The sequence below is a fragment of the Terribacillus halophilus genome (genome assembly GCF_900162685.1).
Taxonomy (GTDB): domain Bacteria; phylum Bacillota; class Bacilli; order Bacillales; family Amphibacillaceae; genus Terribacillus; species Terribacillus halophilus_A.
Window position 1 is genome coordinate 1,191,780 of the sequence record NZ_LT727828.1, and the last position, 22,845, is coordinate 1,214,624.

Below are 22,845 nucleotides of genomic sequence, written 5' to 3' on the forward strand. Positions count from 1 at the left end.
ACTGAAAAAGGAAGATTTATTATGTGGGAGCGTCTAAAGCAAGCTCTAAGCAACTTTTTTATAACCGAAGTAGTAGTAGAGGAAGAACCAGAGCTGAAACAAAGGAACGCTTCTGAACACAACGTACAGAATCAATATCATGCGAACCAGCAGCCACAGGCTAAAATGGCCTATACATATCCTAAGGAACGCGCCTTTCGCTTTCCCATGATTCCGGATGAGGTTAATAGCAGCAGCCCGAAAACTCCAGCGCGTCCTGTACGGTCTGTTCCGGCGCAAGATCGACCTCGATCAACGATGGAAGATCGTCAAAAGCAGCAGGCACAGCAAAAAAGGTCAGACTATCCTGAACGACCTTCCAATCAGACTAGGCAGCGGCAGACGCAAACACAAAGGCCGAAGCCGGTGGAACCTAAAGAAGATAAAAAGCCGTTCCAACCGTCAGAAGTGCCTTCGCCAGTCTATGGTTTCCGTAAGCGCAAGGAAGAAGCAGAGGAAATTGTAACGATGGCATCCATTCAGGATCGTGCTGACTGGAAGAGAATCGCCGCTGAAAGCGCACCTTTGTATAAGCACCAAGAAAAGCAAAATTCTAATGAAGCTTCTAATCTCACGCAAGTAAGTGAACCTTTTGCTCAAGCAAAGGATTTGCATGCGACTGAGAAAGCAGCTGCAGTAAAGGAACAAACAGCATCGCTTGCTTTTGAACTAGAAGGTGAACCGCTTTCTGATGAGAAGCAGCCAGTCAACAGTCCAGCATCAATTGTTGAAGCTGAAACGAAAACTAACATTCAGAACGTGGTTTTTGAAGAAGCGGAAACTGCCGACTTAGAATTGAACAAGCCAGCCCCTATGCAGCAAGCGGGTGCGGCGGAATTCGAACAGTCAGCCCAATGGCATCAGGAAGAACGTCCAGAGCTAGAGCAGTCAGCTGAATGGGATCACGAAGAACGTCTAGGATCGGAGCAGGCCGCTGAACAACAGCAGCAAGAAGAAAATTTAGTAGCAGAGCAGCCGATGAGAATGGATCAACAGGAAGCCGTTAAAGCAGAAGCAAACGCAAACGCAAACGCAAACGCTGAATGGAATCAAGCTGCATCCCTGGGAGTAGCGCAATCACTAGAAGTTAATCAGGAAGAAACAATGACAGACCAACAAGCAGAACTAGAAGACGATGCAACAATCGAAATCGAATCTGCTGAATTGGACCAAAAAGAACAAATTGAATCTAAAGAGGCAAGTAACTTGGATTCTGAAAAAATGTTGGAAACAGAACAGGCCTCTACAATGGACAAGGAAGGACAGATAGAGGACAGCCAGCCTGAACGCCAGCAAGCAGCGGTTATAGAAGCAGACCAGCCAGAAGAACCTGTGCAATCGGACAATGCCTATCAAGTTCACGAGGCTCGTAATCCAATCCGGAAATCAGTTCCGTTTAATGTCTTCATGACACCTCGGGACAAGCGGAATCAGTTGGAACGCGCAAAGCAGCCTGTTCAACAAACGGAAGAAAAGCAAGACGAGTTGGAATATGCGAAGACAATTGTTCAGCAACCGCAACCGGAAATGATGCAAGAACCTGCTGAAGAAGTTCAGCAGCAAACAGAACCGGTATTTTCCAGACCTCCCATGCACCTTTTAAATGATCCAGTGGAGCAGACGGTGGAGAACGACGCCTGGGTGGATCAGCAGACGCAGCTTCTTGAGACAACACTGCAGCATTTTAATGTGAATGCACATGTGGTGAATGCTATGCAAGGGCCGTCGGTTACACGTTTTGAAGTTCAGCCAGATATGGGTGTGAAGGTCAGTAAGATCAAGGGTTTGACTGACGACATTAAACTAAATATGGCAGCAAAAGATATTCGGATGGAAGCGCCTATTCCTGGTAAGAATGCAATTGGAATTGAAGTGCCAAATGCTGTAGCGAAGCAAGTAGGGCTGCAGGAAATCTTAGAAACAGAAGATTTCATGGAAAGCAGTTCACCGCTAGCAGTCGGACTAGGATTAGATATATCTGGAGATTCTATTGTCACGAACTTGCAAAAAATGCCGCATGGTTTAATTGCCGGAGCAACAGGTTCCGGTAAAAGTGTGTGTATCAACACAATCTTGCTTAGCTTGCTGTATAAAGCAAATCATAAACAGGTTAAGTTTTTATTGATTGATCCGAAGATGGTAGAGCTTGCCCCGTACAACGATCTCCCTCATCTCGTATCACCAGTCATTACCGATACGAAAGCAGCCACTGCAGCTTTAAAGTGGGCTGTTAATGAGATGGAAGAACGCTACATGAAGTTCGTTGGTGAAGGAGTGCGCGATATTGGCAAATATAATGAGAAACTTGCCAAGCAAGGCCGTTACGCTGATAAACTGCCGTATTTGGTTATTGTGATTGATGAGCTAGCAGATTTAATGATGGTATCACCTCAAGATGTAGAGGATGCCATTTGCCGCATTGCGCAAAAAGCGCGAGCTGCTGGTATTCATTTGCTCTTGGCGACACAGCGTCCATCAGTGGATGTTATCACAGGGTTAATTAAAGCGAATATTCCTACCCGAATTGCTTTCAGTGTTTCTTCAGCTGTTGATTCCCGTACGATTATTGATAACAATGGCGCTGAGAAATTGCTAGGAAAAGGGGATATGCTCTTTATAGAGAATGGTGCCCGTCAAGCGCAGCGTATTCAAGGCGCATTTGTTTCGGACGAAGAGATCGAGCGGGTAGTTCAGCACGTGAAACAGACAGCGCCACCTGAGTATCTTTTCCAACATGAAGATTTACTGGAGCGAAGAGAATCAGAAGAGGAAGAAGATGAACTGTATCAAGAAGCTTTAGAGTTTGTGATTGAGCACAACAGTGCAAGTGCGAGTCTGCTGCAGCGTCGTTTCAAGATTGGATATAATCGTGCAGCCAGATTAATTGATCACATGGAAATGAGAGGCGTCATTTCTGAGCAAAAAGGAAGCAAGCCTCGTGACGTTCTCGTTTCGCTGGCGCAGCTTCAAGCGGAATAAACGGCAGCCTGGATGTTGTCCTAAGGACAGTCCAGGCTGTATTATTTTCGTGACACCTATGAAGGGTGCGACGTATATACTGTATAAAGCGCAGCAGAAGAGATTCTGCATTTAATAAATACAGACAAAATGCTATACTGTTGCTAGTATGCTTTTTTCATGTATATGTGGCACACAACGCTTTACATACTTATACTAACACCATACAAAAGCGATATATCATTATGTGGAGGTTCCTATTATGACAACTTACCATTTCATTGGTATTAAAGGATCTGGTATGAGTGCATTGGCACAGATCCTGCATGATGCAGGCGAGAAAGTTCAAGGTTCTGATGTAGAGAAAGTATTCTTTACCGATCAAGCCCTAAAAGATAAAAACATTTCCATACTGCCTTTTGCAAAAGAAAATATTAAACCTGATTTGACAATTATTGCAGGGAATGCCTTCTCTGATGAACATGAGGAAATTGTCGAAGCGAAGAGACTCGGACTTCCGTTTTATCGCTACCACGATTTTCTCGGTGCTTACGCAGATAAGTTCCGCAGTGTTGCCGTTACAGGAGCTCATGGGAAGACATCAACAACAGGATTATTAGCGTATACGCTAAAACAGTCGCATCCAATCTCTTATTTGATTGGCGATGGTACTGGAAGCGGTCAGCCGAAGAGTGATTACTTTGTGTTCGAAGCATGTGAATACCGCCGTCATTTTCTTGCTTATAAGCCGGATTATGCGGTTATGCTGAATATTGACTTTGACCATCCAGATTATTTCGAAAATATCGAGGACGTCTTCCAAGCTTTCCAGCAGCTGGCGAGCCAAGTAAAACATGCAATCATTGCTTGCGGTGATGACGCATATTTGCGTGATTTGCAAGCTGGTGTTCCAGTTCATTACTATGGTTTTGATTCAGCAAACACCTACCAAGCCAAGGATGTACATGAAGACCCAACCGGAACAACATTTGATGTATACGTAGAAGGCAGCTTTTATCATACATTTACCATTCCGGGGTATGGGAATCACCAAGTACTCAATGCACTAGCAGTTGTTGCTTTATGTCACCAAGAGGGCATGACAACGGATCAAATGAAGGAAATGTATGGTTTCACGGGTGTCAAACGGCGCTTCTCGGAAAAGAAAGTGGGCAGTCAAGTTTTAGTTGATGACTATGCACATCATCCGAAGGAGATTGAAGTTACAATTGAATCTGCGCGGAAAAAATATCCTGAACAGCAAGTAGTTGCTGTTTTTCAGCCTCATACATTTACGAGAACGAAGACGTTTTTACAGGAATTTGCGGACAGCTTGAAGCTTGCAGATGCGGTATACCTATGCGACATATTTGGTTCTGCTCGAGAGGCTAAAGGAACATTAACTATTCATGATTTGCAGAAGCTGGTACCAGACTGTGAAGTGCTGCAGATTGAAGATGTAAATGCACTAAAGCAGTATGATGATAGTATCCTTTTATTTATGGGGGCTGGAGATATACAGAAATTCCAGGCTGCCTATGAAGATTCATTGCAAGCTGTACAATAATCCATTACACTAAAAAAGAGGAGTGCTGCTCCTCTTTTTTTATTTGTGCTTTTATGTTTAACGATTTATATCGGGGGAATACCGTAGTTAGACAAAAGAGTACAAATAGCATGAGATGTGCTGGAACTACTCATACTACATACCAAAGAAGGAGCTGACTATTCATCATGGAAATTCTAGGCTACATTGCTGCATTAATCGCAGCCATCGCATTCGCAGTTTTAGTAATCTTTCTCGCCAAAACATTGAAAGCTGCTTCTCGCACATTGAATGACGTTGCAAGCACATTGGAAGGCGTCGAAAAACAGATGCAGGGCATCACAAGTGAAACAGCTGAGCTGCTCAGCAAGACAAATCATCTAGCTGAGGATATTGGAGCAAAAGCACAAAAGCTGAATACGCTTGTTGACGGAATTGAAGGTATCGGTGATACAGTCAACAGCTTGAACAACTCCATTCGCAATGTCTCCAACAAAGTGGCATTATCTGCAGAACAAAATACAGAACAAACTGGTCAGGTGCTTAAATGGGGCTCAGTAATACTTGACTTATGGAAGAAAAAGAAGCAGAATGAAGCCAATGAGAGCGTCTCTGTACCAGCTGTACAACCAACAGAGCAGCCTTTACCAGTAAAAGAAACATCTAATTAAACCAAACGACGCTAGGAGGCAATGCACTATGTCAACGAAGAAGACAAATGGAAGAGACTTTCTGATTGGTTCTATTATCGGCAGTGTTGCAGGAGCTATAACAGCACTTGTATTGGCACCTAAATCAGGTAAAGAACTGCGTAACGATATCACAGAACAAGCAGGCACATTAAAAGGCCGCGCAGGTGATATGAAATCCCAGTACAGTGAAAAGGGCATGCAATGGAAAGAAGTTCTTACGGATAAAGTGAAAAACATCAAAACCGGTAATGACGAATCCAATGACCAAGCTTCTGCCAACGACAAAGAAGCAGAAGATGCTGCTGAAGAAGTAGCACGTGCAATTGAGGAAGCTGCAAGAGAATTAGAAATGGAGCAGCAAAAATCCGCAATTGAACGTAATAAGGATCTTTAATGAGAAGACTCCTAAGCATCTTGCTTAGGAGTCTGTTTTATTATTAGAAAGGGAGATGATCAAAGATGGAAGCTAAAGTTATTCAAAACCAAGAGGAATTTCAAGATGTACTAAATCGTGAAGCAGCCTTTTATTTGCTCAAACACAGTCTTACTTGCCCAATTAGTGCAGCAGCAAAACAAGAGTACGATCGTTACAGCTTGGATACACAGCTGCCGCTGTACACCTTGTATGTACAAGAAGCAAGAGAATTGTCTAATAGCATTGCCGAACGTTACGGAGTAAAGCATGAATCACCGCAGGTGCTGCTCTTTGAGAATAATCAAATTATCTGGAATACATCCCATAATGAGATTAAAGAGGAAGTATTACGGGAAAAGGGTCAGAGATTTAATTAATAGGCGGTGTTTGTCATGGGGCATAGCGATAGTTCAAGAAACATAGAGGAAGTTGCTCAAGTCGGGAAATACGAAATCTTCTTCAAGCGGCCATATCAGATTCTCTATATGCTGAATGATTTTCTGATTGGACTCATTTTCTTGGTAGGCAGCTTCTTCTTTATGTATAAGTCTTTAAAAATGGCAGGATGTTGGTTGTTTGTAGCTGGGAGTTTTCTGCTTTTGATACGGCCAACCATTCGGCTTATCCATGATATCAACTATAAGAAATACAGGAACCAATGAAAAAAGCTGTACGCCCTCGCGTACAGCTTTTTTTCACGTAGTCAGCTCAATCTTGTCGTGCGGTGCTAAAGTATCATGGAAAGTTGCTTCAGTGCCATTTTTGTATAGACGATAACTCCCGCTCATTTTTGTCAGGTCTATATCAACAAAACGAAAGATGTCCTGAATGATAAATGAATCGGATGCTGTTCGCAGGGCAAGTCTTTCACCACATGCGATATGGTCATCGGCCGCTACAGGCTGTCCATCTTTATAGAACTGTGCTGCTGGCGGGGTTAGTTTAATTGTCCTGCCATTGAATGTTACTGTCATATTCTTCTCGTTGTCCGTTGGCAGCTGTGAAAGCAGTTCAGACGCTTTAGGCAAGGTGAGTTCCTGGAAACGGATGCTGTCACCATCAGCCACCGTATCACGCAACCTGGCTGGAACCTCATTAATAGTAAATCTTTGACTGAAAGCATTAATTGTTATTCGTTGATCATTTACATAAACCTCATAATCTGATGCCTCGATTAGCGCTGGCAAGGGCAGCTGCTTTTCGTGTAAAAAGCTTTCTGCGGTTGTTGTTCGCTGCACGATAAGTTCATCTCTGTCTTCTAGTCGATGACTAGCGGGAACAGGTTGTCCATTCACGAGGAATTGCTGCTTAACCGGGTACGATTTTCCATTGTAGAAAACGGTAATTGGTTGTAAATCTCCAATAATATCTCCTACCGTTACTTGTGCTGGTAAACCATCTGCTCCAGCTTCGACTTCTAAAACGTCGCCGTCTTGAATTTGCGTATCTAAACTTGCCTGCTGTTGATTACATGTGATTGATGGTGCTTCTCCAAGCGTCCCAGGGATGGTTAACGGTTTGCCTTGGAATGATATCATGCAAGCGACTCCGGGCTTCCCGTAGAGTCGGGAGATATGTATGCCGGAAGCTAGCAGCGCATCGCCAACAGACAGTTGTTTCATATCAAACATTCGAGTGAGACGCCCATTGACTTGTATGCTCACGTAATGAACAGGACTTTGTTTTGCAGCTAATGCAATACCGATTGGTGTAATAAATGCAGGACCTGCTGGTACGTTAGACGTTTTTGTTAGAGCTTGAATGACGTCAGTTCCGCGAATCGCTACCCGGTTTTCCGGCAAATCAAGCAGTTTGGCTAAGCGAGATCGTAGTCCTGGTGTCTGACTGCCGCCGCCAACTAGCATGACAGCTTTTGGAGCTTTGGCATTTAATTGCATGATAGTGGAAGCGATGGCCTCAGCCAGCTGGTCGACTGCCTCACCTATATCCTGTTCCACTTGATCCGATTCCAGCTGTTGTTCAAATCCAAGGATATCCATCGTTGTAATGGATCCTTTGTCAGCCCAATCGCGTTTAGCGGCCTCCGCAACATGGAAATCCAGCAAATAGTGATCGCTTATCGCTTCTGTAATCTCATCTCCAGCTTTCGGAACCATTCCATAGGCAGTGATTGTTCCTTCGTTTGTTAACGCAATGTCACTTGTTCCGGCTCCAATATCAACTAATGCTACATTAAGGCGACGCATGGAGGCCGGAATAAGCACATGGATTGCTGCTATTGGCTCTAAAGTGAGTGCATCCATCTCCAGATTACAACGTTTTAGTGCAGACAGCAGGGACTCTACGACGACTTTTGGCAGGAAAGTAGCGATAATTTCCGCACTTGCTTCCTGACCTTGCTGATCAATCAGCGAACCAATCTCTTGATCGTCTAACTGATAATGTAATACAGAGTAGCCAACACAATAATAATCCGTCCGCAAATTTTCAGACTGGGCAATTTCATATTGTGCCTGCTGCACAGCACTAAGCTCCAAATGCTGTACTTGCTCTTTATTTAATACGCCGCGCTCCGCAATGCTATGATTTACGGTCACGCGCTTTGTCTGCAGCGAACGACCAGCTGCAGCAACGCAAACTTTGGACAGTTGCCCATGTTTTTCCTCTAATTTCTGCTTTACTTCTGCTATTACTTTGGCAACGGCCACGACATCATGGATTTGTCCATCCAGCATGGATCGTTCATTATGTTCAACCATCTCGTAATCTATTAATGTATAAGTGTCGGACTCTGCTTCCAGAAGCATTCCGACAACGGTTCTTGTGCCAATATCCAAGGCGAAAACTCTTTCTTTCAAAGCGATAATCCTTTCTGCATCGAACTCTTCGTTTTGTAAACAGGAAGCCAGGCGTGTATGTCCTCTTCCGTGCCTGTCTTTCATACATTCATTCTACACTATTTGTAGGTGACAGCGCGTAAACTTTTAGCTATAATGATTGCTAATTACTTGAGCTGGATATACTAGAAAGAGAGTGGGAGAGAGCGATGATGAACGACGAATTAGCTGTTTTACGAAAAAAATTAGATGACGTAAATTTGGACCTGCTAGCTTTGATAAATGAAAGAGGAAAGCTGGTTCAGGAAATTGGGAAAGTGAAAGAAAAACAAGGTACAAAGCGATTTGATCCGGTTCGGGAAAGAGACATGCTAAACGTAATTGCCGACAACAACCAAGGCCCCTTCCAGGATGGAACACTGCAGCATTTATTTAAGGAGATATTTAAGGCAAGTCTGGAGCTGCAGGAAGACGACATGCATAAAGCCTTACTTGTTTCACGGCAGCGGAAACCGGAGAATACTGTGATCAAGGTTAAGAATACCTCTATCGGTGATGGTGTCCCGCAATTCGTATTCGGGCCTTGTTCAGTTGAGAGTTATCAGCAAACGGCAAAAGTCGCGGCATCACTTCAAGAAAAAGGATTGAAACTGCTTCGCGGCGGTGCTTTTAAACCACGTACATCTCCATATGATTTTCAAGGTTTAGGCGAAGAAGGTTTGCGTATCTTGAAAAAGATAGCCGATACATACGACTTGGCTGTCATTAGTGAAATTGTCGCACCTGAGGATATAGAAAAAGCAGTTGACTATTTGGATGTCATTCAAATTGGCGCTCGTAATATGCAAAATTTTGAGTTGCTGAAAGCGGCTGGTGATGTGAAAAAACCGATTCTACTAAAACGAGGAATGTCTTCAACAATCTCTGAGTTCATCCATGCTGCTGAGTATATCAGCTCTCGCGGAAACAATGATATTATTCTTTGTGAGCGGGGTATCCGCACATTCGAAAATGCCACTCGCAATACATTGGATATAACTGCTGTACCCATTCTGAAACAAGAAACGCATCTGCCGGTGATGGTGGATGTTACCCATTCTACTGGCAGACGCGATTTACTGCTTCCAGCCGCTAAAGCAGCGCTGGCAATCGGAGCAGATGGCATTATGGCAGAGGTTCATCCCGATCCTGCTGTCGCGCTTTCTGATGCTGCGCAGCAAATGGACCTAGGTCGCTTTGATGCATTTTATCGAGATTTAACGTCTCATAGCAGTTACGCAAGCCGTGTACCTGCTGAATAATAGGTATTAAGAAACACAGCAAGCCTATAATATCAAGGGTTTTTGTATCTCTTTCTACTGATATGTTCAAAACTCTGGTATAATGGGTAAAGAATATGTGAATAAACATACAAATTGCTAATATCATCTTTAGATGATTGGAATCGTGTAAGGTGTATATAGGAGGAAATGACACAATGAATGTAACCATATACGACGTTGCCCGCGAAGCAAATGTATCAATGGCAACTGTCTCCCGTGTGGTAAATGGCAACCCAAACGTTAAACCTGCAACTCGGAAAAAAGTACTTGGCACCATAGAAACGCTTGGATATCGTCCGAACGCAGTAGCGAGAGGGCTTGCGAGTAAGCGAACAACAACAGTCGGTGCAATCATACCGGATATCTCCAGTATTTTCTTCTCGGAGCTTGCCCGCGGGATTGAGGATATTGCGACGATGTATAAATACAATATGATCCTAAGCAATTCCGATCAAAATCCAGACAAAGAATTGACACTTTTCAATAGCATGCTGGAAAAACAGGTAGACGGTATTGTCTTCATGGGCGGAAAAATAAGTGAAGAATTGCTTCAGCAGTTCGAAAAATCTCCTGTGCCAATTGTTATTGCAGCGACAGTACAAGGGACAGGAGATATCCCAACTGTAGCAATTGACTATGAACAAGCGGCATATGAAGCGACGAATTTACTCGTCAGCCACAATCATCAGCATCCGGCATTTGTTGCAGGAGAAACAGAAATCGAAACAAATAACGAGAAATACAAAGGTTATCTTCGTGCTGTAACAGAGCATAATGTTGAAGTGAAGCAAGAGTACATCGTGAAGTCAACCAACACATATGACGCAGGGCTTAAAGCTGCTCAACAGCTGGCAGAACTTTCTGACCGACCATCTGCTGTATTTGTTTCTTCAGATGAAATGGCACTAGGTGTTATTCATGGATTCCAGGATATCGGTTTGAATGTGCCAGAAGATATTGAAGTAGTAGGCTATGATAATACAAGACTTGCGACAATGGTACGTCCCACTTTATCTACGGTGGTGCAGCCGACGTATGATATCGGAGCTGTAGCTATGCGTCTCTTGACGAAACTAATGAACAAAGAGGAAGTTACAGATAAGAATGTTACCTTGCCTCACCGTATAATCGAACGTAATTCGACAAAATAAAAACTAGCGTATCCATTTGGATACGCTAGTTTATTTTTTATAGTGTAATGGCAGCCGACTCTTTGTCATCCTTGCCAACAGCTTTTATTTGATAGGATGAATCGCTATCCGGCAAATTGTAGGATGATTGATCGCTGAATCCGATTTGTACGTATTTGTCGCCTTGTTTTTGAAGGATACGATATCCTTTTACATCTTTTGTTTTTGACTGTGTCCATGACAGTTTTTTATCTGACTTCTTCACATTGGTTGGCGGCAGCGGAGCACCTGAACTTGTGGTTACGGTGTTGACTTTGTCTTCTGCTTTTGGTGCTGTTTTTCCAATCAGATTTTGTGCTTTCTCATTGCGTGGGAAGAGCTGTTCAACGCTGACTCCTTGCAACTCATTCGCTTTAACAAAATCAGGATTTAACATAATGCTGCCATTTTTTCTGATTAAGCTGTTATCAGCTTTTGTCGGTACATATTTTGAATTAAACAGATCTGTCTTCACCATGCCCGCTTGACTGCATAGATCTGTTGGTTTCCCGCCGTCAATCGCACAATAGGAAGCACTTGTAACTCCTTTAGGCTGCTTAAAGGAAGAACTAGGAGCCATAAGTTCTGGATCTATTTTTGTTGCACTGTTGACGAGCTGTGTCCAAAGAAGCTGGCTGCGATGGCTGTAGCTCATTCCAGCAGCTTGGATAGAAGCTTGCTGATCGTAGCCCATCCATACACCGACAGTCACATTCGGGTTTGTTGCAACGAACCAGGAATCATGATAATTCTGCGATGTTCCGGTTTTACCAGCCCAATCGACATTTTTATTCGCCAGCTGTGAATTGGTATAAGTGGCAGTACCGCTGTCAAGGACACCGCGCATCATATCCAGCATCAAGTAGTTCGTTTGCGGGCTGAATACTTTCGCAGATTCTGATTTGTGCTTATAGATTTCTTTGCCATCGTTCGTTTTGATAGATTCAATCATATAAGCATCCGTGAATTTCCCGCTATTCCCGAACGTTGCGTAGGCGTTAACGTTTTCTTCAACCGTTGTACCATAAGCAATCCCGCCTAATGCTGCGGAAAGGTTATTATGATCGCCTTCTGTTAATGACGTAACTCCCATCTTTTCTACATACTTGCTTGCCGGATCCAAGGTAATAATATCTTTGTATGCTCTTATCGCCGGAATGTTATACGATTGCTCCAAGGCTTTTCTAGCAGTTACCAAGCCATGGAAGTTGCCGGCATAGTTACCAGGTGTGTAGGCTTTTTGACCAGGTACGGAGAAGCTTTTACGTATGTCCGCAATAGGACTTCCAGGCTGCAATGTACCTTCTTCCATTGCTGGGGCATATACTAACAACGGCTTCATTGTACTGCCATTAGAGCGTTTCGTGTCTGTGGCATGGTTTACTTGGTTCTTGTTATAATCTCTGCCGCCAACGAAACTTAAAATCTTACCAGTACTGTTCTCAATCATAATAGAACCAGCTTGAATCGGTTCAGAATATGCCTCTCCATCCTTCGGTTCCACCCAGTGATCAGGCTGGTAGTATGCATATTCCTTTGCAATCTTTTGCTGGGTTTCATACATATCCTTATTAATCGTCGTATGGATTTGATAGCCATTTTGACGTATAGCGCGTGACGCTTTATCCAGATATTCATTTTTGAGGTCGTTATCTTTGAACAAATCCTTCTCAGAATGTCCATCCGCTTTCGCGAGCTGGACGGAAATAATATCTGCTGCACGCTGTTCGACCTCGGTTGTCAAATAGCCAGATTTTGTTTTAGAAGATACGCTGCTTTCTATGAAGTCTTTTGTAATATCATAGTTCATCGCTTCATTGTATTCTTTCTCATTGATATATCGTTCATCTAGCATTCGGTTGAGCACTTGCTTCATTCTATTCAAGCCAGGCTGCATTGCTGCTTCTTCCTTCAGCTTTCCGCTATTAGTGAACGGAGAGTAAGCGGTTGGACTTTGTGGCAATCCAGCCAGAAAAGCAGATTGCGGTAACGTTAGGTCTTTCGCATCAACGCCAAAAATACCTTGAGCCGCTGTTTGAATACCGGCAATGTTATCACCTGATGCGCTCCTTCCGAATGGAGCGATATTCATATAAGCTTCCAATATTTCATCTTTGGTCAGTGCTTTCTCCAAGCGCATCGCCAATACGATTTCCTTTGCTTTTCGTTCAAAGGAAACTTCGTTAGTCAAGATTTGATTTTTGACGAGCTGCTGTGTGAGCGTACTTCCACCGGATTTCGTTTCTGCGTTTGTCGCTTCCTGCATGATAGCGCGCAAAATCGATTTTGGTACGACGCCATCATGTGTTTCAAAGTTGTCATCCTCTGTTGCAATAACACCATCAATTACATATGGAGAAATTTTATCAAGTTTAATGTCTTCTCGATAAAGGTCGGCCTTGATATTCCCGAAAAACACATTATCTGCGTAATAGATAGAGGATGTTTCTTCATAATTATTAATGTCCTCTTTCATTGATGCATACGTACGGACAGGTTCATCTTTTACAAGTGATGCGAAATAGCCTGCACCTGCACCGGCAGCGAAAAAGATTCCGATACCAGCGAGAAGCAGGAAAAAGAGAAATAAGTTCCAAATGACATCATATGTTATACGAGAATTTCGCTGAATCTTGCCAGCTTTCCAAGCTTCCGCAACCCGTGTCCGAAGTTTATTCAAAATTGCTTTGATTTGCATGTTTCACCCCCGAATTGGTTTATCTATTATACCATAATAGTCAATTTTCGTAGTGAGTCCATCTTCCTTGTTGCAATTTGTAGATTATTGTATCAACTGAAAAAAGTCTTGTATTTTATAGGTGTATATGGTAATAATGTAGGAACAGTCATTATAAAATATTGCGTTGAAGGTTATAGTAGCGGAACAATTCCCTGTTGCAGAGAGCTGACGGCCGGTGCAAGTCAGCATACAGTTGTTTTGCCAAGTACAGACTGGAGCTTCTTCTGTGCAGACAGAAGACGGATGTATATCCGTTAGCAAACCGAGTGGCAGGTTAACTGCAACAAGGGTGGTACCGCGAGTCATGTCTCGTCCCTTTTTTGGGATGGGGCATTTTTTTGTTTTTATAAAGTGTTGAGGAGTGGTTAACATGTCAATTTTGAAGGATTTGAGAGACAGAGGTTTGATACAGCAGACAAGTGATGAGGAAGGTTTGGAAAAACATCTATCCAGCCAGCAAGTAAGTTTGTACTGCGGGTTTGATCCGACTGCGGATAGTCTGCACATCGGTCATTTGGTGCCAATGCTCATGCTGAAACGTTTTCAGCAAGCGGGTCATCGTCCAATTGCTTTAATCGGCGGCGGTACGGGTATGATTGGGGATCCGAGCGGCCGTTCTGATGAGCGTAACTTAAACGATGCAGCTACTGTAGATAGCTTCAGCCAAGGCATCGCCAAACAGCTTGCTAGCATTTTGAATTTTGATGAGGGCGAAAATGCTGCTAAAGCGGTAAACAATAAGGACTGGCTCGGAGCGATGAGCATTATTGATTTTCTCCGTGATGTTGGGAAGCATTTTGGCGTCAATTATATGCTGGCAAAAGACTCAGTCGAATCCAGATTAGCGAATGGCATCTCTTTTACAGAATTCAGTTACATGATTTTGCAGTCACTCGATTACCTTCGCCTGCACGAAAGAGAAAATGTCACGCTTCAGATTGGCGGCAGCGATCAGTGGGGGAACATTACTGCTGGAATGGAATTAATCCGCCGTACACATGCAGGAAACGATGAAGAAGCAGCAGACAAGGCATTTGCGCTTACTGTGCCGCTGATCACGAAAGCTGACGGTACGAAATTTGGGAAAACTGCCGGAGGTGCTGTCTGGCTCAGCCCGGAACGGACAACACCATATGAATTCTACCAGTTCTGGTTCAACACAGATGATCGCGATGTTATCAAGTTCATGAAATACTTCACTTTCATGTCGCTAGAAGAAATCGCAACATTTGAAGAAAGTGTTGAAAAGGAACCAGAAAAACGACTTGCACAGACGAAATTGGCAGAAGAATTGACCACACTCGTACACGGAAAGGAAGCGCTGGAGCAAGCTATCAAGATTTCTGAGGCTTTGTTCAGCGGCGATATCGCTTCCCTTAATGGTGCTGAAATTGAACAAGGCTTTAAAGATGTTCCATTTTATCTGGCAGCGGACGAAGACAAAGGACTTGTTGACATGCTAGTAGAAGCAGGTATCTCATCATCCAAACGTCAGGCGAGAGAAGATATCACCAATGGCGCCATCCGTATTAACGGTAACAAAGTAGAGGATACAGCACGAGTCCTTGTTGAAGGCGACCGTATTGATGGAAGATTCATTATCATCCGTCGCGGAAAGAAAAAATACACATTGCTAAAATTCGCATAATAAACAAGCACTGTCCAACTCGGGCAGTGCTTTTATGTTTTATAAGGACCGAAAGGGGAAAGAAAGAACCATAGAGATAGCATGAGGAATACAAACAATAGGAGGTATATTTTATGCGTAACACGATAGAATCATTCAACAATGAAGCAAACGCAATTGTACGTATTAATGAATTGGTTACGGCGGGTGTACCAGAAGAAGATGTGACCATTATTGTGGATAAAAAACCTGACAACAGTATCTTAGCCGATAAGCGGGAAGTGAATTATAAAGAAGCAAACGGCTCCTTCGGCACAAAGTTTTCTTCTTTCTTTTCTAGTAATGATCCAGAAGAGAAAGTGTTAAAGAATCTCCAAGTTTCTGATGTGGAAAAAGATCGCTATGCAGAGGAACTAAAAGCAGGTAAAGTATTGCTTTATGCTAAAAATAAGCCAGCAGCTGGAACTTCCGAACAAGTGTCATCACAACTAGGCAGCAAAGATCGCAGGAACCATGCGACAGAAGCAGAAAAAGGTATGACAGCAGATGGGTTGTATGCTGCAGATAAACCGAATGATGGACTGCACGCAGAGCCGAATACGAAAGATCAAAATGCGAATGAGCTTAATAAGACAAGGAAGTAACTAATCAGAAGGCTTTATCAGTTAAACATGCTGATGAAGCCTTTTTTTCTGCGATACTATACTTGTAGCAGGTTCCTTCTCATGCTGTACATTCATTCTCCCCTAAATGATAATGAAAGCGCATACAAAATAACGGATTAGCGTGTTAGTATGTGAATAGAAAGGAGGATTAGATGAATCTTAATGAGCGCAACACCGCTATTCTAGATGCTTTATTAAGTAATCCGAGCCTTTCCAGTGCCTTAATTGAAAAGAAATTTAATCTTTCAAAAAGACAGCTCGGCTACACTATTCAGAAAATCAATGATTGGCTTGAACAAAGAAATTTACCCTTAATAGAGCGGACATCACAAGGATATTTCCTTATCAATGAAAGCATATTTACTGCTCTTAATTATGTAAAGGACCATCATGAGCAGATTGATTTATCTTCTATGACAGTAAAACAGAGAACAAATCTGCTGCTACTTATGCTGGTTAGTAAGAATGAGCTCTCATTAGATCATTTCTCTAGCGTGCTTCGTATTAGCAGAAATACAATTTTACGTGATTTAAAAGTTTTGCAAGAGCAGCTGGATCTCTATCAGTTGTATATACGCTATTCAAGAAAGCTCGGCTACCATATTGAAGGAAACGAGATTCAGCTGCGAAAGGTAGTAATGTCCACAGTGATGGAATTCGTTGGAATAGAAGATGGTCTACCACGTTTAATCGATATTCTAGAGGTAGAACAGGAATGTTTGTATTCCTTCAGCAACAGAATCCACCAAGTAGAGAAAAAACTATCAATTAAATACACAGATGAAAAAATGAAGACGATGCCAATCACTTTATTTTTGATTCTGGAACGAATCAGTAAAGGTCAGTGCTTAAATAACACACCAATAAGTTATAAGGAATTGGCTGGTACGAAAGAATACCTAGCTGCAGAGGAATTGCTATTTGATCAGGAAATGCCAGAAGCAGAAAAACTATTTCTTACTCTTCATCTGTTATCGGCGAATGTTGTGAATTCTGAATTAGAAGCAGCAGATACGTTTCCGGATTTATATCCAGTGGTAGACAGCATGCTCAGTTTATTTGAAAAAATCTCATGCATCCGTGTACATGAACGAAATCAACTGCTGCAGAAATTAATGCAGCATCTTAAGCCAGCCTACTACCGGATTAAATATAACTTAACGGATACAACACCTGTTCCAGGCGTGCTTAATGGCGAATTTCGTGCTTTACATGTATTAGTCAAACGTTCCCTCGAACCACTAGAGCTCTTTCTCCATAGGGAGATCCCTGAGAATGAACAGGTATACATTACATTGCTAATAGGAGGATGGATTAGGCAGCACGGTGAAAGTATTGGTGAGAAGGTGAAAGCAATTGTCGTATGTCCGCACGGTGTTTCGGTTTCAAAGCTAATGCATCTTGAATTAAGCGGATTATTCCCAGAATTAATCTTCTTAGACAGCATGTCTGTTCGAGAGTTCATTACTTATGACATTGATTATGACCTTGTTTTTTCGCCAGTAGTATTGGAAACTTCTCGGAAGATGTTCATTACCAAGACAATGTTAGATGCAAATGAAAAAAGGCTCTTAAGGAAACAGGTCCTATCCTATATTCACGGCTTTGTTTCAAAAGAAGTTCGAACAAGCGATATCATGCAAATCATCCATAATCATGCGACTGTGAAAGATGCGAAGGCCCTTGAAGAAGAGCTACAGGCTTATCTTAGTCAAGTGGATCAGCATGTAGTTCAGAAAACACCGGATGAGCCGCAGCCACTTCAGCTAAGTGACTTCCTGGTTGGGCAACATTTGAAAATGACTTTTCAATCCAATTCATGGGAAGACGCTGTTCAATCCTGTGCCAGTATTCTGCTTGAGAAGGGGATGATAGAACCTAGGTACGTAGACTCAATGCTCAAAAGCTGTGAAGACGATCCATATATCGTCATAGGACCTGGCATAGCAATACCGCATGCCTCTCCGGAATGCGGCGTTTCTGAAACAGGTATGAGTTTGCTGAAAATCAAGAATGGCGTTGAATATTTGCATCATCGAATACATGTTATCGTAGTCATCGCCGCGAAGGATAAAAAACAGCATATTCATGCACTAATGCAGCTGATGCAACTATCAAAATCTGAAGCTAATTTGCAAAAATTAATAAATGCATCTAGCATTCCAGAGTTAAAACGAATCATACAACACTATTCGAATGACGTAATAAAGGAGAAGGAGTTCTATTATGGCTGAATTTTACTTAGATAAGAGGCTGGTGTTTCTGCAGATGACGGGAAGTCAAGAAGACATATTGCGTAGTATGGCTGAAAACCTTGTAAAAGAGGACCTTGTTGAAACTAGCTTTGTGGCAGGAATTATCAATCGAGAAAAGGAATACCCGACTGGCTTACCAACTTCCTCTTCTATATCAATTGCAATTCCGCACACAGATATTGAACATGTAAAAAAGAATGCTATTAGTATCGCCCTTTTGAAGAAACCGGTAACTTTTCAGGTGATGGGGGAAGTTTCCATGGAAACACCGGTGAGTATCATATTTATGTTAGCGATGCAAGAGTCGCACGCGCAGCTCACGATTTTAAAAAAACTGATGGACTTTCTCCAAGATGAAACGACATTGCAAGATCTTTCAGAATCTCAGTCACAAGAGCATGTTGTTAGTTTGATAGAAAGGAAACTTAGCTTATCAGCTAGTAAAGGAGGTGACAGATAATGGCTAAAAAACAAGTGTTAGTTGCCTGTGGCGCTGGCATTGCTACTTCTACTGTCGTAAATAGTGCAATAGAAGAGATGGCAAAGGAAAACAAAATCGATGTTAACTTGATTCAGATTAAAATTGCTGAAGTCAATTCCTACGTGGATACAGCTGATTTGTTAGTAACTACAGCCATGGTAAAAACAACTTATCCTTTCCCTGTAATTAATGCGCGATCTTTCTTAACGGGGATTGGTATGGAAGATACAAAAGAACAAATCTTGAGCGAACTTAAAAAGTGAGGAATGGGCGCCGATTCTACGTTTTAGAATCGGCCTCATTTTAAAGGAGTGTGGGCTGTATAATGGATGCTTTTGTGAATTTCTTACAAGGATTCCTTAACTTGGGTGCGACTGTGATCTTGCCGGTGGCAATTTTCCTTCTTGGTCTATTATTTGGACAGAAACCAGGAAAAGCATTTCGATCTGGTCTTACAATTGGCGTGGCATTTGTTGGTATATTCCTTGTCGTCGACTTGCTGACATTGAACTTAGGTCCTGCTGCTCAACAGATGGTAGACAGATTGGGAGTTGATCTCAATGTAATTGATGTGGGATGGCCTGCTACATCTTCCATTGCATGGGCTTCTGTAGTAGCAGCGTTCATTATTCCGCTAGGTCTTATTGTGAACGTTATCATGCTGGTGACGAAGACAACTAAAACAATGAATGTAGATATCTGGAATTATTGGCACTATACCTTTATGGCCGCTGTTGTATATACCGTTTCTGGAAGTGTGGTACAAGGACTGATTGCTGCTGTTTTGTTCCAGATTGTGTGTTTGAAAGTTGCAGACTGGACACAGCCAATGGTAGAGGATTTTTATGAAATGCCGGGCGTTACGGTAGCGACTGGAAGTACGATTTCTTATGCGCCGGGTATCTTAATCGTGAAATTGCTAGAGAAAGTTCCTGGTTTAAACAAGATTCATGCTGATCCAGAAACAATTCAAAAGCGATTTGGTATCTTCGGAGATTCGATGGTAATTGGATTGTTACTAGGAGCTGCTATCGGTGCATTAGCAGGATACGGAGTTGGAGACATTATAGAAATTGGAATGGCGATGGCCGCTGTCATGGTGTTAATGCCCCGGATGGTAAAAATCCTGATGGAGGGACTTATGCCGGTGTCGGAATCTGCACGAAATTGGCTTAGTAAGCGCTTCGGTAATAGTGAAATAAATATTGGACTGGATGCTGCTGTGTTGTTGGGACACCCCGCCGTTATATCTACAGCCTTAATACTAACACCAATAACTGTTCTTTTGGCAGTCATTCTTCCTGGAAATGCTGTTCTTCCATTTGCTGATTTAGCAACAATTCCCTTTATTGTCGCGTTCATTGTCGGAGCGGCTAGAGGAAACATCATTTATTCCGTTATAACTGGAACAATTATGATTGCCTTATCTTTATATATGGCAACTGATATTGCTCCTATATTTACAGACATGACAACCGAGGCCAATATAGAAATGCCAGAAGGTTCAGCAATGGTTTCTAGTATAGACCAAGGAGGCAACTTAGTTAACTGGATTATTTGGAAGATATTCTCGATATTCAATTAATAATTTAGGAGGATCTAAGTATGCAGGCTTTAGTGAAAAAGCAGTTGGGGTTTGGAAACCTAGTTATGGAAGATAAACAAGAACCCTATCCTCAAGATGACCAAGTGAAAATAAAAGTGACCTATGCTGGCATATGTGGATCTGATATTCATACGTACGAAGGGAGCTACCGTGTAGCTGCTCCTGTAACATTAGGTCATGAATTTACTGGAGTTATAGTAGATGTAGGCAGGAATGTTACTCATATAAAAGCTGGAGATCGGGTTACATCTGAGACAACTTTCTATATATGCGGAGAGTGCAGTTATTGTCGGCAGAAGGATTATAACTTATGTAAATACCGGAAAGGCCTCGGCACGCAACAAGATGGAGGTTTTGCAAACTATGTCATTGCCAGGGCTGAAAGCATCCATAAGATTCCCGACAATGTCGATGATCAATCAGCAGCAATGACAGAAGCGCTCGCATGTACACATCATGCAGTAGCGAAAACGACAATTATGCAAGATGATATCGTTGTGGTGATTGGTCCTGGACCGATCGGTTTGCTGACTGCTCAAGTTGCGAAAAGTAAGGGAGCAACTGTCATTATTACAGGTCTTTCATCTGATCAAGTTCGCTTGAAAAAAGCGAAGGAATTAGGGATTGACTACGTAGTTAATATTCAGAAAGAATCTCTAGAAGAGCTGATATCGAGTTTATCAGATAGCTACGGCGCAGACATAGTTTTTGAATGTTCAGGAGCAGTACCAGCTGCCCGTCAAGGATTGAAGCTTCTTCGAAAAAAAGGGCAATACGCCCAGGTGGGTCTGTTTGCTGAATCAGCGGTACTTTTTGACATGGAACAGGTGATTCAGAAGGAACTTGAAATTGTCGGAAGCCGAAGCCAGAAGCCGGCAGACTGGGAACCCTCGTTGCGTCTTCTGGAAAGTAATTCCGTAAATGCTGCTGCATTAGTTACACACATTTTTAATATATCGGAATGGGAGAAAGCCTATCAGGCAATTAAATCAGGTGATGCAATTAAAGTTCTTTTAACACCAATGGAAGAAAGATAAGGAAATAAAAAAGAGCAATTAATTAATAGGTTACTAATTAGAGAGCAACAACAAAAGCCAAAGTGGAAGAATTAAAGCTGGCAATCGCTGGTGGTGTTTCTGATAGGTGTATACATCTTAAGGATCTGAGAAATTCAATTCTATAGTATGGCGGTAATACTTGAGGAATGAAGTTGATACTAGCAGAGATCGTTATTAGCCATAATGAGGAAACATATCTGGATTACTAGTATGGAGGGAGAAATATGGTAGAAATGATGTTGGACTTTATGTTGGGACCATTAAGGGGAATAAGTGCTTTCTATATCAATCATCAGATGATTTTTAACGGTGTGATTATAGGCGGTGTTTTTCTGAAAATATTTATGAAAAAGAAGCAGAATCAGACGTGAATGGGGGAGCGGCGTGAAAACATTAAATTTGTACGGAATTGAGGATATACGTTATGAAGAATCCCCGATGCCATCTATTGAATTGGAAAATGATGTAATTATCAAAGTGACTGCTGCGGGAATTTGCGGCTCCGACTTGTCTCGGTATAGAAAACTCGGTCCTTATTGTCCGGGCATGACATTCGGCCACGAATTCTCAGGAGTTGTGGAAAGAATCGGTGAGGCAGTCTCCAATGTAAAAGTTGGAGATAGAGTGGCGGGTTGCCCAACATACGCGTGTGGAACCTGTTACTTTTGTCAAAGTGGGAAGCCATCGAGATGTGAAAAACTAATAGTCATTGGATCTAAAGTACCCGGTGCTTTTGCTGAGTATGTAAAACTTCCTGCGGAACATATTATTTTACTTCCCTCAGAAGTAGATAGTGAGACGGCGGCTTTAGTTGAGCCAGCTGCAGTAGTAGCACATGGGTTTTACCGCACAAAAATCCAGCCGGGTGCCACTGTTGCTGTATTGGGGGCGGGAAGTATTGGACTTCTCGCAATACAGTGGGCTAAGATATTCGGAGCGAAAATGGTGATTGCGATAGATATTGATACAAAGAAATTAGATACTGCCTTGGAAATAGGAGCTACTCACGTTATAGATGCAAGGCTAGTAAACCCACATGAAAAGATACTGACATACACAGATGGTCAAGGCTGTGATTTAGCTATTGAATCTGCTGGAACAACCATAACATCTGCTCAGGTGTTAGCTCTTCCTAAAAAAGGTGGAGAAGTAGTCTATCTTGGAATACCGTATGCAGATATAAAGATTGAACGTTTCTTTTTCGAAAAGATTGTACGCAATGAACTTACCATTCATGGTTCGTGGAACGCTTTATCTTCTCCTTTTCCAGGTAAAGAATGGTCAAATACTGTTCATTATATGAAAACTGGTCAAATAAACGGTAAGCAAATAATTAGTCATCGCATCCCGTTGAAGAATGGGCCGGATATATTCGAGCAATTAACTAATAGTAGTGCTGATGTCGTGAAAGTAATTCTTAATCCTTAAGTGAATATTAGAAAATCTCTTTCACATATAGAGTATCTGAAGGGGA

The 22,845-nt window shown here is 42.3% G+C and carries 19 protein-coding genes and 1 other annotated feature; of the genes, 17 read left to right on the forward strand and 2 right to left on the reverse strand.

The features are described from left to right. The first annotated feature begins 21 nt into the window (after positions 1-21). The 6 genes from B1K52_RS10530 to B1K52_RS10555 all read left to right on the forward strand — a co-directional run bounded on the left by B1K52_RS10530 (position 22) and on the right by B1K52_RS10555 (position 6,312). Positions 22-3,018, forward strand: a complete 2,997-nt coding sequence (locus tag B1K52_RS10530) for a DNA translocase FtsK (RefSeq protein ID WP_256855897.1) — start codon at positions 22-24, stop codon at positions 3,016-3,018. A gap of 241 nt (positions 3,019-3,259) precedes the next feature. Beyond that, entirely contained in the window at positions 3,260-4,564 is a 1,305-nt protein-coding gene (murC, locus tag B1K52_RS10535) for a UDP-N-acetylmuramate--L-alanine ligase (RefSeq protein WP_077307993.1), read from the forward strand. Positions 4,565-4,731: 167 nt separating this feature from the next. After that, the gene (locus B1K52_RS10540; RefSeq protein WP_077307995.1) at positions 4,732-5,214 is read left to right on the forward strand and encodes a DUF948 domain-containing protein; all 483 of its coding nucleotides are present in this window, start codon (positions 4,732-4,734) and stop codon (positions 5,212-5,214) included. A gap of 28 nt (positions 5,215-5,242) precedes the next feature. Continuing rightward, positions 5,243-5,629, forward strand: coding sequence for a YtxH domain-containing protein (locus tag B1K52_RS10545; protein ID WP_077307997.1), 387 nt, complete (start codon positions 5,243-5,245; stop codon positions 5,627-5,629). Between the two features lie 65 nt (positions 5,630-5,694). Next, a complete protein-coding gene (ytxJ, locus tag B1K52_RS10550; RefSeq protein WP_077307999.1) occupies positions 5,695-6,027 on the forward strand; it encodes a bacillithiol system redox-active protein YtxJ in 333 nt (110 codons plus the stop codon). 15 nt (positions 6,028-6,042) lie between these two features. After that, positions 6,043-6,312 (forward strand): YrhK family protein, encoded by a 270-nt coding sequence (locus B1K52_RS10555; protein ID WP_077308001.1) that lies wholly within the window; start codon positions 6,043-6,045, stop codon positions 6,310-6,312. A gap of 33 nt (positions 6,313-6,345) precedes the next feature. Here the strand turns inward: B1K52_RS10555 and pilM are convergent, their stop codons facing one another. Further along, the gene (gene pilM, locus B1K52_RS10560; RefSeq protein WP_077310579.1) at positions 6,346-8,469 is read right to left on the reverse strand and encodes a cell division protein FtsA; all 2,124 of its coding nucleotides are present in this window, start codon (positions 8,467-8,469) and stop codon (positions 6,346-6,348) included. Positions 8,470-8,657: 188 nt separating this feature from the next. On the opposite strand from pilM, the gene B1K52_RS10565 reads away from it, so the two are divergent. Both B1K52_RS10565 and ccpA read left to right on the forward strand, forming a co-directional pair. Then, complete coding sequence (locus B1K52_RS10565; RefSeq protein ID WP_077308003.1) at positions 8,658-9,749, forward strand: bifunctional 3-deoxy-7-phosphoheptulonate synthase/chorismate mutase; 1,092 nt, start codon at positions 8,658-8,660, stop codon at positions 9,747-9,749. Between the two features lie 176 nt (positions 9,750-9,925). Next, on the forward strand, positions 9,926-10,921 hold the full coding sequence (ccpA, locus tag B1K52_RS10570) for a catabolite control protein A (protein WP_077308005.1): 996 nt from the start codon (positions 9,926-9,928) through the stop codon (positions 10,919-10,921). A gap of 37 nt (positions 10,922-10,958) precedes the next feature. Here the strand turns inward: ccpA and B1K52_RS10575 are convergent, their stop codons facing one another. Further along, entirely contained in the window at positions 10,959-13,637 is a 2,679-nt protein-coding gene (locus B1K52_RS10575; protein ID WP_077308007.1) for a transglycosylase domain-containing protein, read from the reverse strand. A 157-nt stretch (positions 13,638-13,794) separates the two neighbouring features. Further along, positions 13,795-13,999, forward strand: a binding site (T-box leader). 50 nt (positions 14,000-14,049) lie between these two features. Between B1K52_RS10575 and tyrS the strand changes: the two genes are divergently transcribed. From tyrS to B1K52_RS10615, 9 genes are all read left to right on the forward strand, one after another. Further along, positions 14,050-15,327, forward strand: coding sequence for a tyrosine--tRNA ligase (gene tyrS / locus B1K52_RS10580; RefSeq protein WP_077308009.1), 1,278 nt, complete (start codon positions 14,050-14,052; stop codon positions 15,325-15,327). Between the two features lie 113 nt (positions 15,328-15,440). Next, a complete protein-coding gene (locus tag B1K52_RS10585) occupies positions 15,441-15,950 on the forward strand; it encodes a general stress protein (RefSeq protein ID WP_077308011.1) in 510 nt (169 codons plus the stop codon). 173 nt (positions 15,951-16,123) lie between these two features. Further along, entirely contained in the window at positions 16,124-18,205 is a 2,082-nt protein-coding gene (locus B1K52_RS10590; protein ID WP_077308013.1) for a BglG family transcription antiterminator, read from the forward strand. Next, the gene (locus tag B1K52_RS10595; protein WP_077308015.1) at positions 18,198-18,686 is read left to right on the forward strand and encodes a PTS sugar transporter subunit IIA; all 489 of its coding nucleotides are present in this window, start codon (positions 18,198-18,200) and stop codon (positions 18,684-18,686) included. The genes B1K52_RS10590 and B1K52_RS10595 overlap by 8 nt, the downstream gene beginning before the upstream one ends. Beyond that, positions 18,686-18,970, forward strand: a complete 285-nt coding sequence (locus tag B1K52_RS10600; protein ID WP_077308017.1) for a PTS sugar transporter subunit IIB — start codon at positions 18,686-18,688, stop codon at positions 18,968-18,970. The genes B1K52_RS10595 and B1K52_RS10600 overlap by 1 nt, the downstream gene beginning before the upstream one ends. Before the next feature lie 62 nt (positions 18,971-19,032). Continuing rightward, positions 19,033-20,292 (forward strand): galactitol-specific PTS transporter subunit IIC, encoded by a 1,260-nt coding sequence (locus B1K52_RS10605; protein ID WP_077308019.1) that lies wholly within the window; start codon positions 19,033-19,035, stop codon positions 20,290-20,292. 20 nt (positions 20,293-20,312) lie between these two features. After that, a complete protein-coding gene (locus B1K52_RS10610) occupies positions 20,313-21,350 on the forward strand; it encodes a zinc-binding dehydrogenase (RefSeq protein ID WP_077308021.1) in 1,038 nt (345 codons plus the stop codon). Between the two features lie 245 nt (positions 21,351-21,595). Next, complete coding sequence (locus B1K52_RS17975; RefSeq protein ID WP_179106528.1) at positions 21,596-21,742, forward strand: hypothetical protein; 147 nt, start codon at positions 21,596-21,598, stop codon at positions 21,740-21,742. Between the two features lie 13 nt (positions 21,743-21,755). Further along, entirely contained in the window at positions 21,756-22,799 is a 1,044-nt protein-coding gene (locus B1K52_RS10615) for a galactitol-1-phosphate 5-dehydrogenase (protein WP_077308023.1), read from the forward strand. Positions 22,800-22,845 lie beyond the last annotated feature (46 nt).

Bases quoted from the DNA above. Each gene is read 5' to 3' on its own strand.
- ytxJ (WP_077307999.1), top strand. From the start codon at position 5,695: ATGGAAGCTAAAGTTATTCAAAACCAAGAGGAATTTCAAGATGTACTA.
- B1K52_RS10545 (WP_077307997.1), top strand. From the start codon at position 5,243: ATGTCAACGAAGAAGACAAATGGAAGAGACTTTCTGATTGGTTCTATT.
- B1K52_RS17975 (WP_179106528.1), top strand. From the start codon at position 21,596: ATGGTAGAAATGATGTTGGACTTTATGTTGGGACCATTAAGGGGAATA.
- tyrS (WP_077308009.1), top strand. From the start codon at position 14,050: ATGTCAATTTTGAAGGATTTGAGAGACAGAGGTTTGATACAGCAGACA.
- B1K52_RS10565 (WP_077308003.1), top strand. From the start codon at position 8,658: ATGATGAACGACGAATTAGCTGTTTTACGAAAAAAATTAGATGACGTA.
- B1K52_RS10540 (WP_077307995.1), top strand. From the start codon at position 4,732: ATGGAAATTCTAGGCTACATTGCTGCATTAATCGCAGCCATCGCATTC.
- B1K52_RS10585 (WP_077308011.1), top strand. From the start codon at position 15,441: ATGCGTAACACGATAGAATCATTCAACAATGAAGCAAACGCAATTGTA.
- B1K52_RS10610 (WP_077308021.1), top strand. From the start codon at position 20,313: ATGCAGGCTTTAGTGAAAAAGCAGTTGGGGTTTGGAAACCTAGTTATG.
- B1K52_RS10555 (WP_077308001.1), top strand. From the start codon at position 6,043: ATGGGGCATAGCGATAGTTCAAGAAACATAGAGGAAGTTGCTCAAGTC.
- B1K52_RS10590 (WP_077308013.1), top strand. From the start codon at position 16,124: ATGAATCTTAATGAGCGCAACACCGCTATTCTAGATGCTTTATTAAGT.
- B1K52_RS10605 (WP_077308019.1), top strand. From the start codon at position 19,033: ATGGATGCTTTTGTGAATTTCTTACAAGGATTCCTTAACTTGGGTGCG.
- B1K52_RS10575 (WP_077308007.1), bottom strand. From the start codon at position 13,637: ATGCAAATCAAAGCAATTTTGAATAAACTTCGGACACGGGTTGCGGAA.
- ccpA (WP_077308005.1), top strand. From the start codon at position 9,926: ATGAATGTAACCATATACGACGTTGCCCGCGAAGCAAATGTATCAATG.
- B1K52_RS10595 (WP_077308015.1), top strand. From the start codon at position 18,198: ATGGCTGAATTTTACTTAGATAAGAGGCTGGTGTTTCTGCAGATGACG.
- B1K52_RS10600 (WP_077308017.1), top strand. From the start codon at position 18,686: ATGGCTAAAAAACAAGTGTTAGTTGCCTGTGGCGCTGGCATTGCTACT.
- B1K52_RS10530 (WP_256855897.1), top strand. From the start codon at position 22: ATGTGGGAGCGTCTAAAGCAAGCTCTAAGCAACTTTTTTATAACCGAA.
- murC (WP_077307993.1), top strand. From the start codon at position 3,260: ATGACAACTTACCATTTCATTGGTATTAAAGGATCTGGTATGAGTGCA.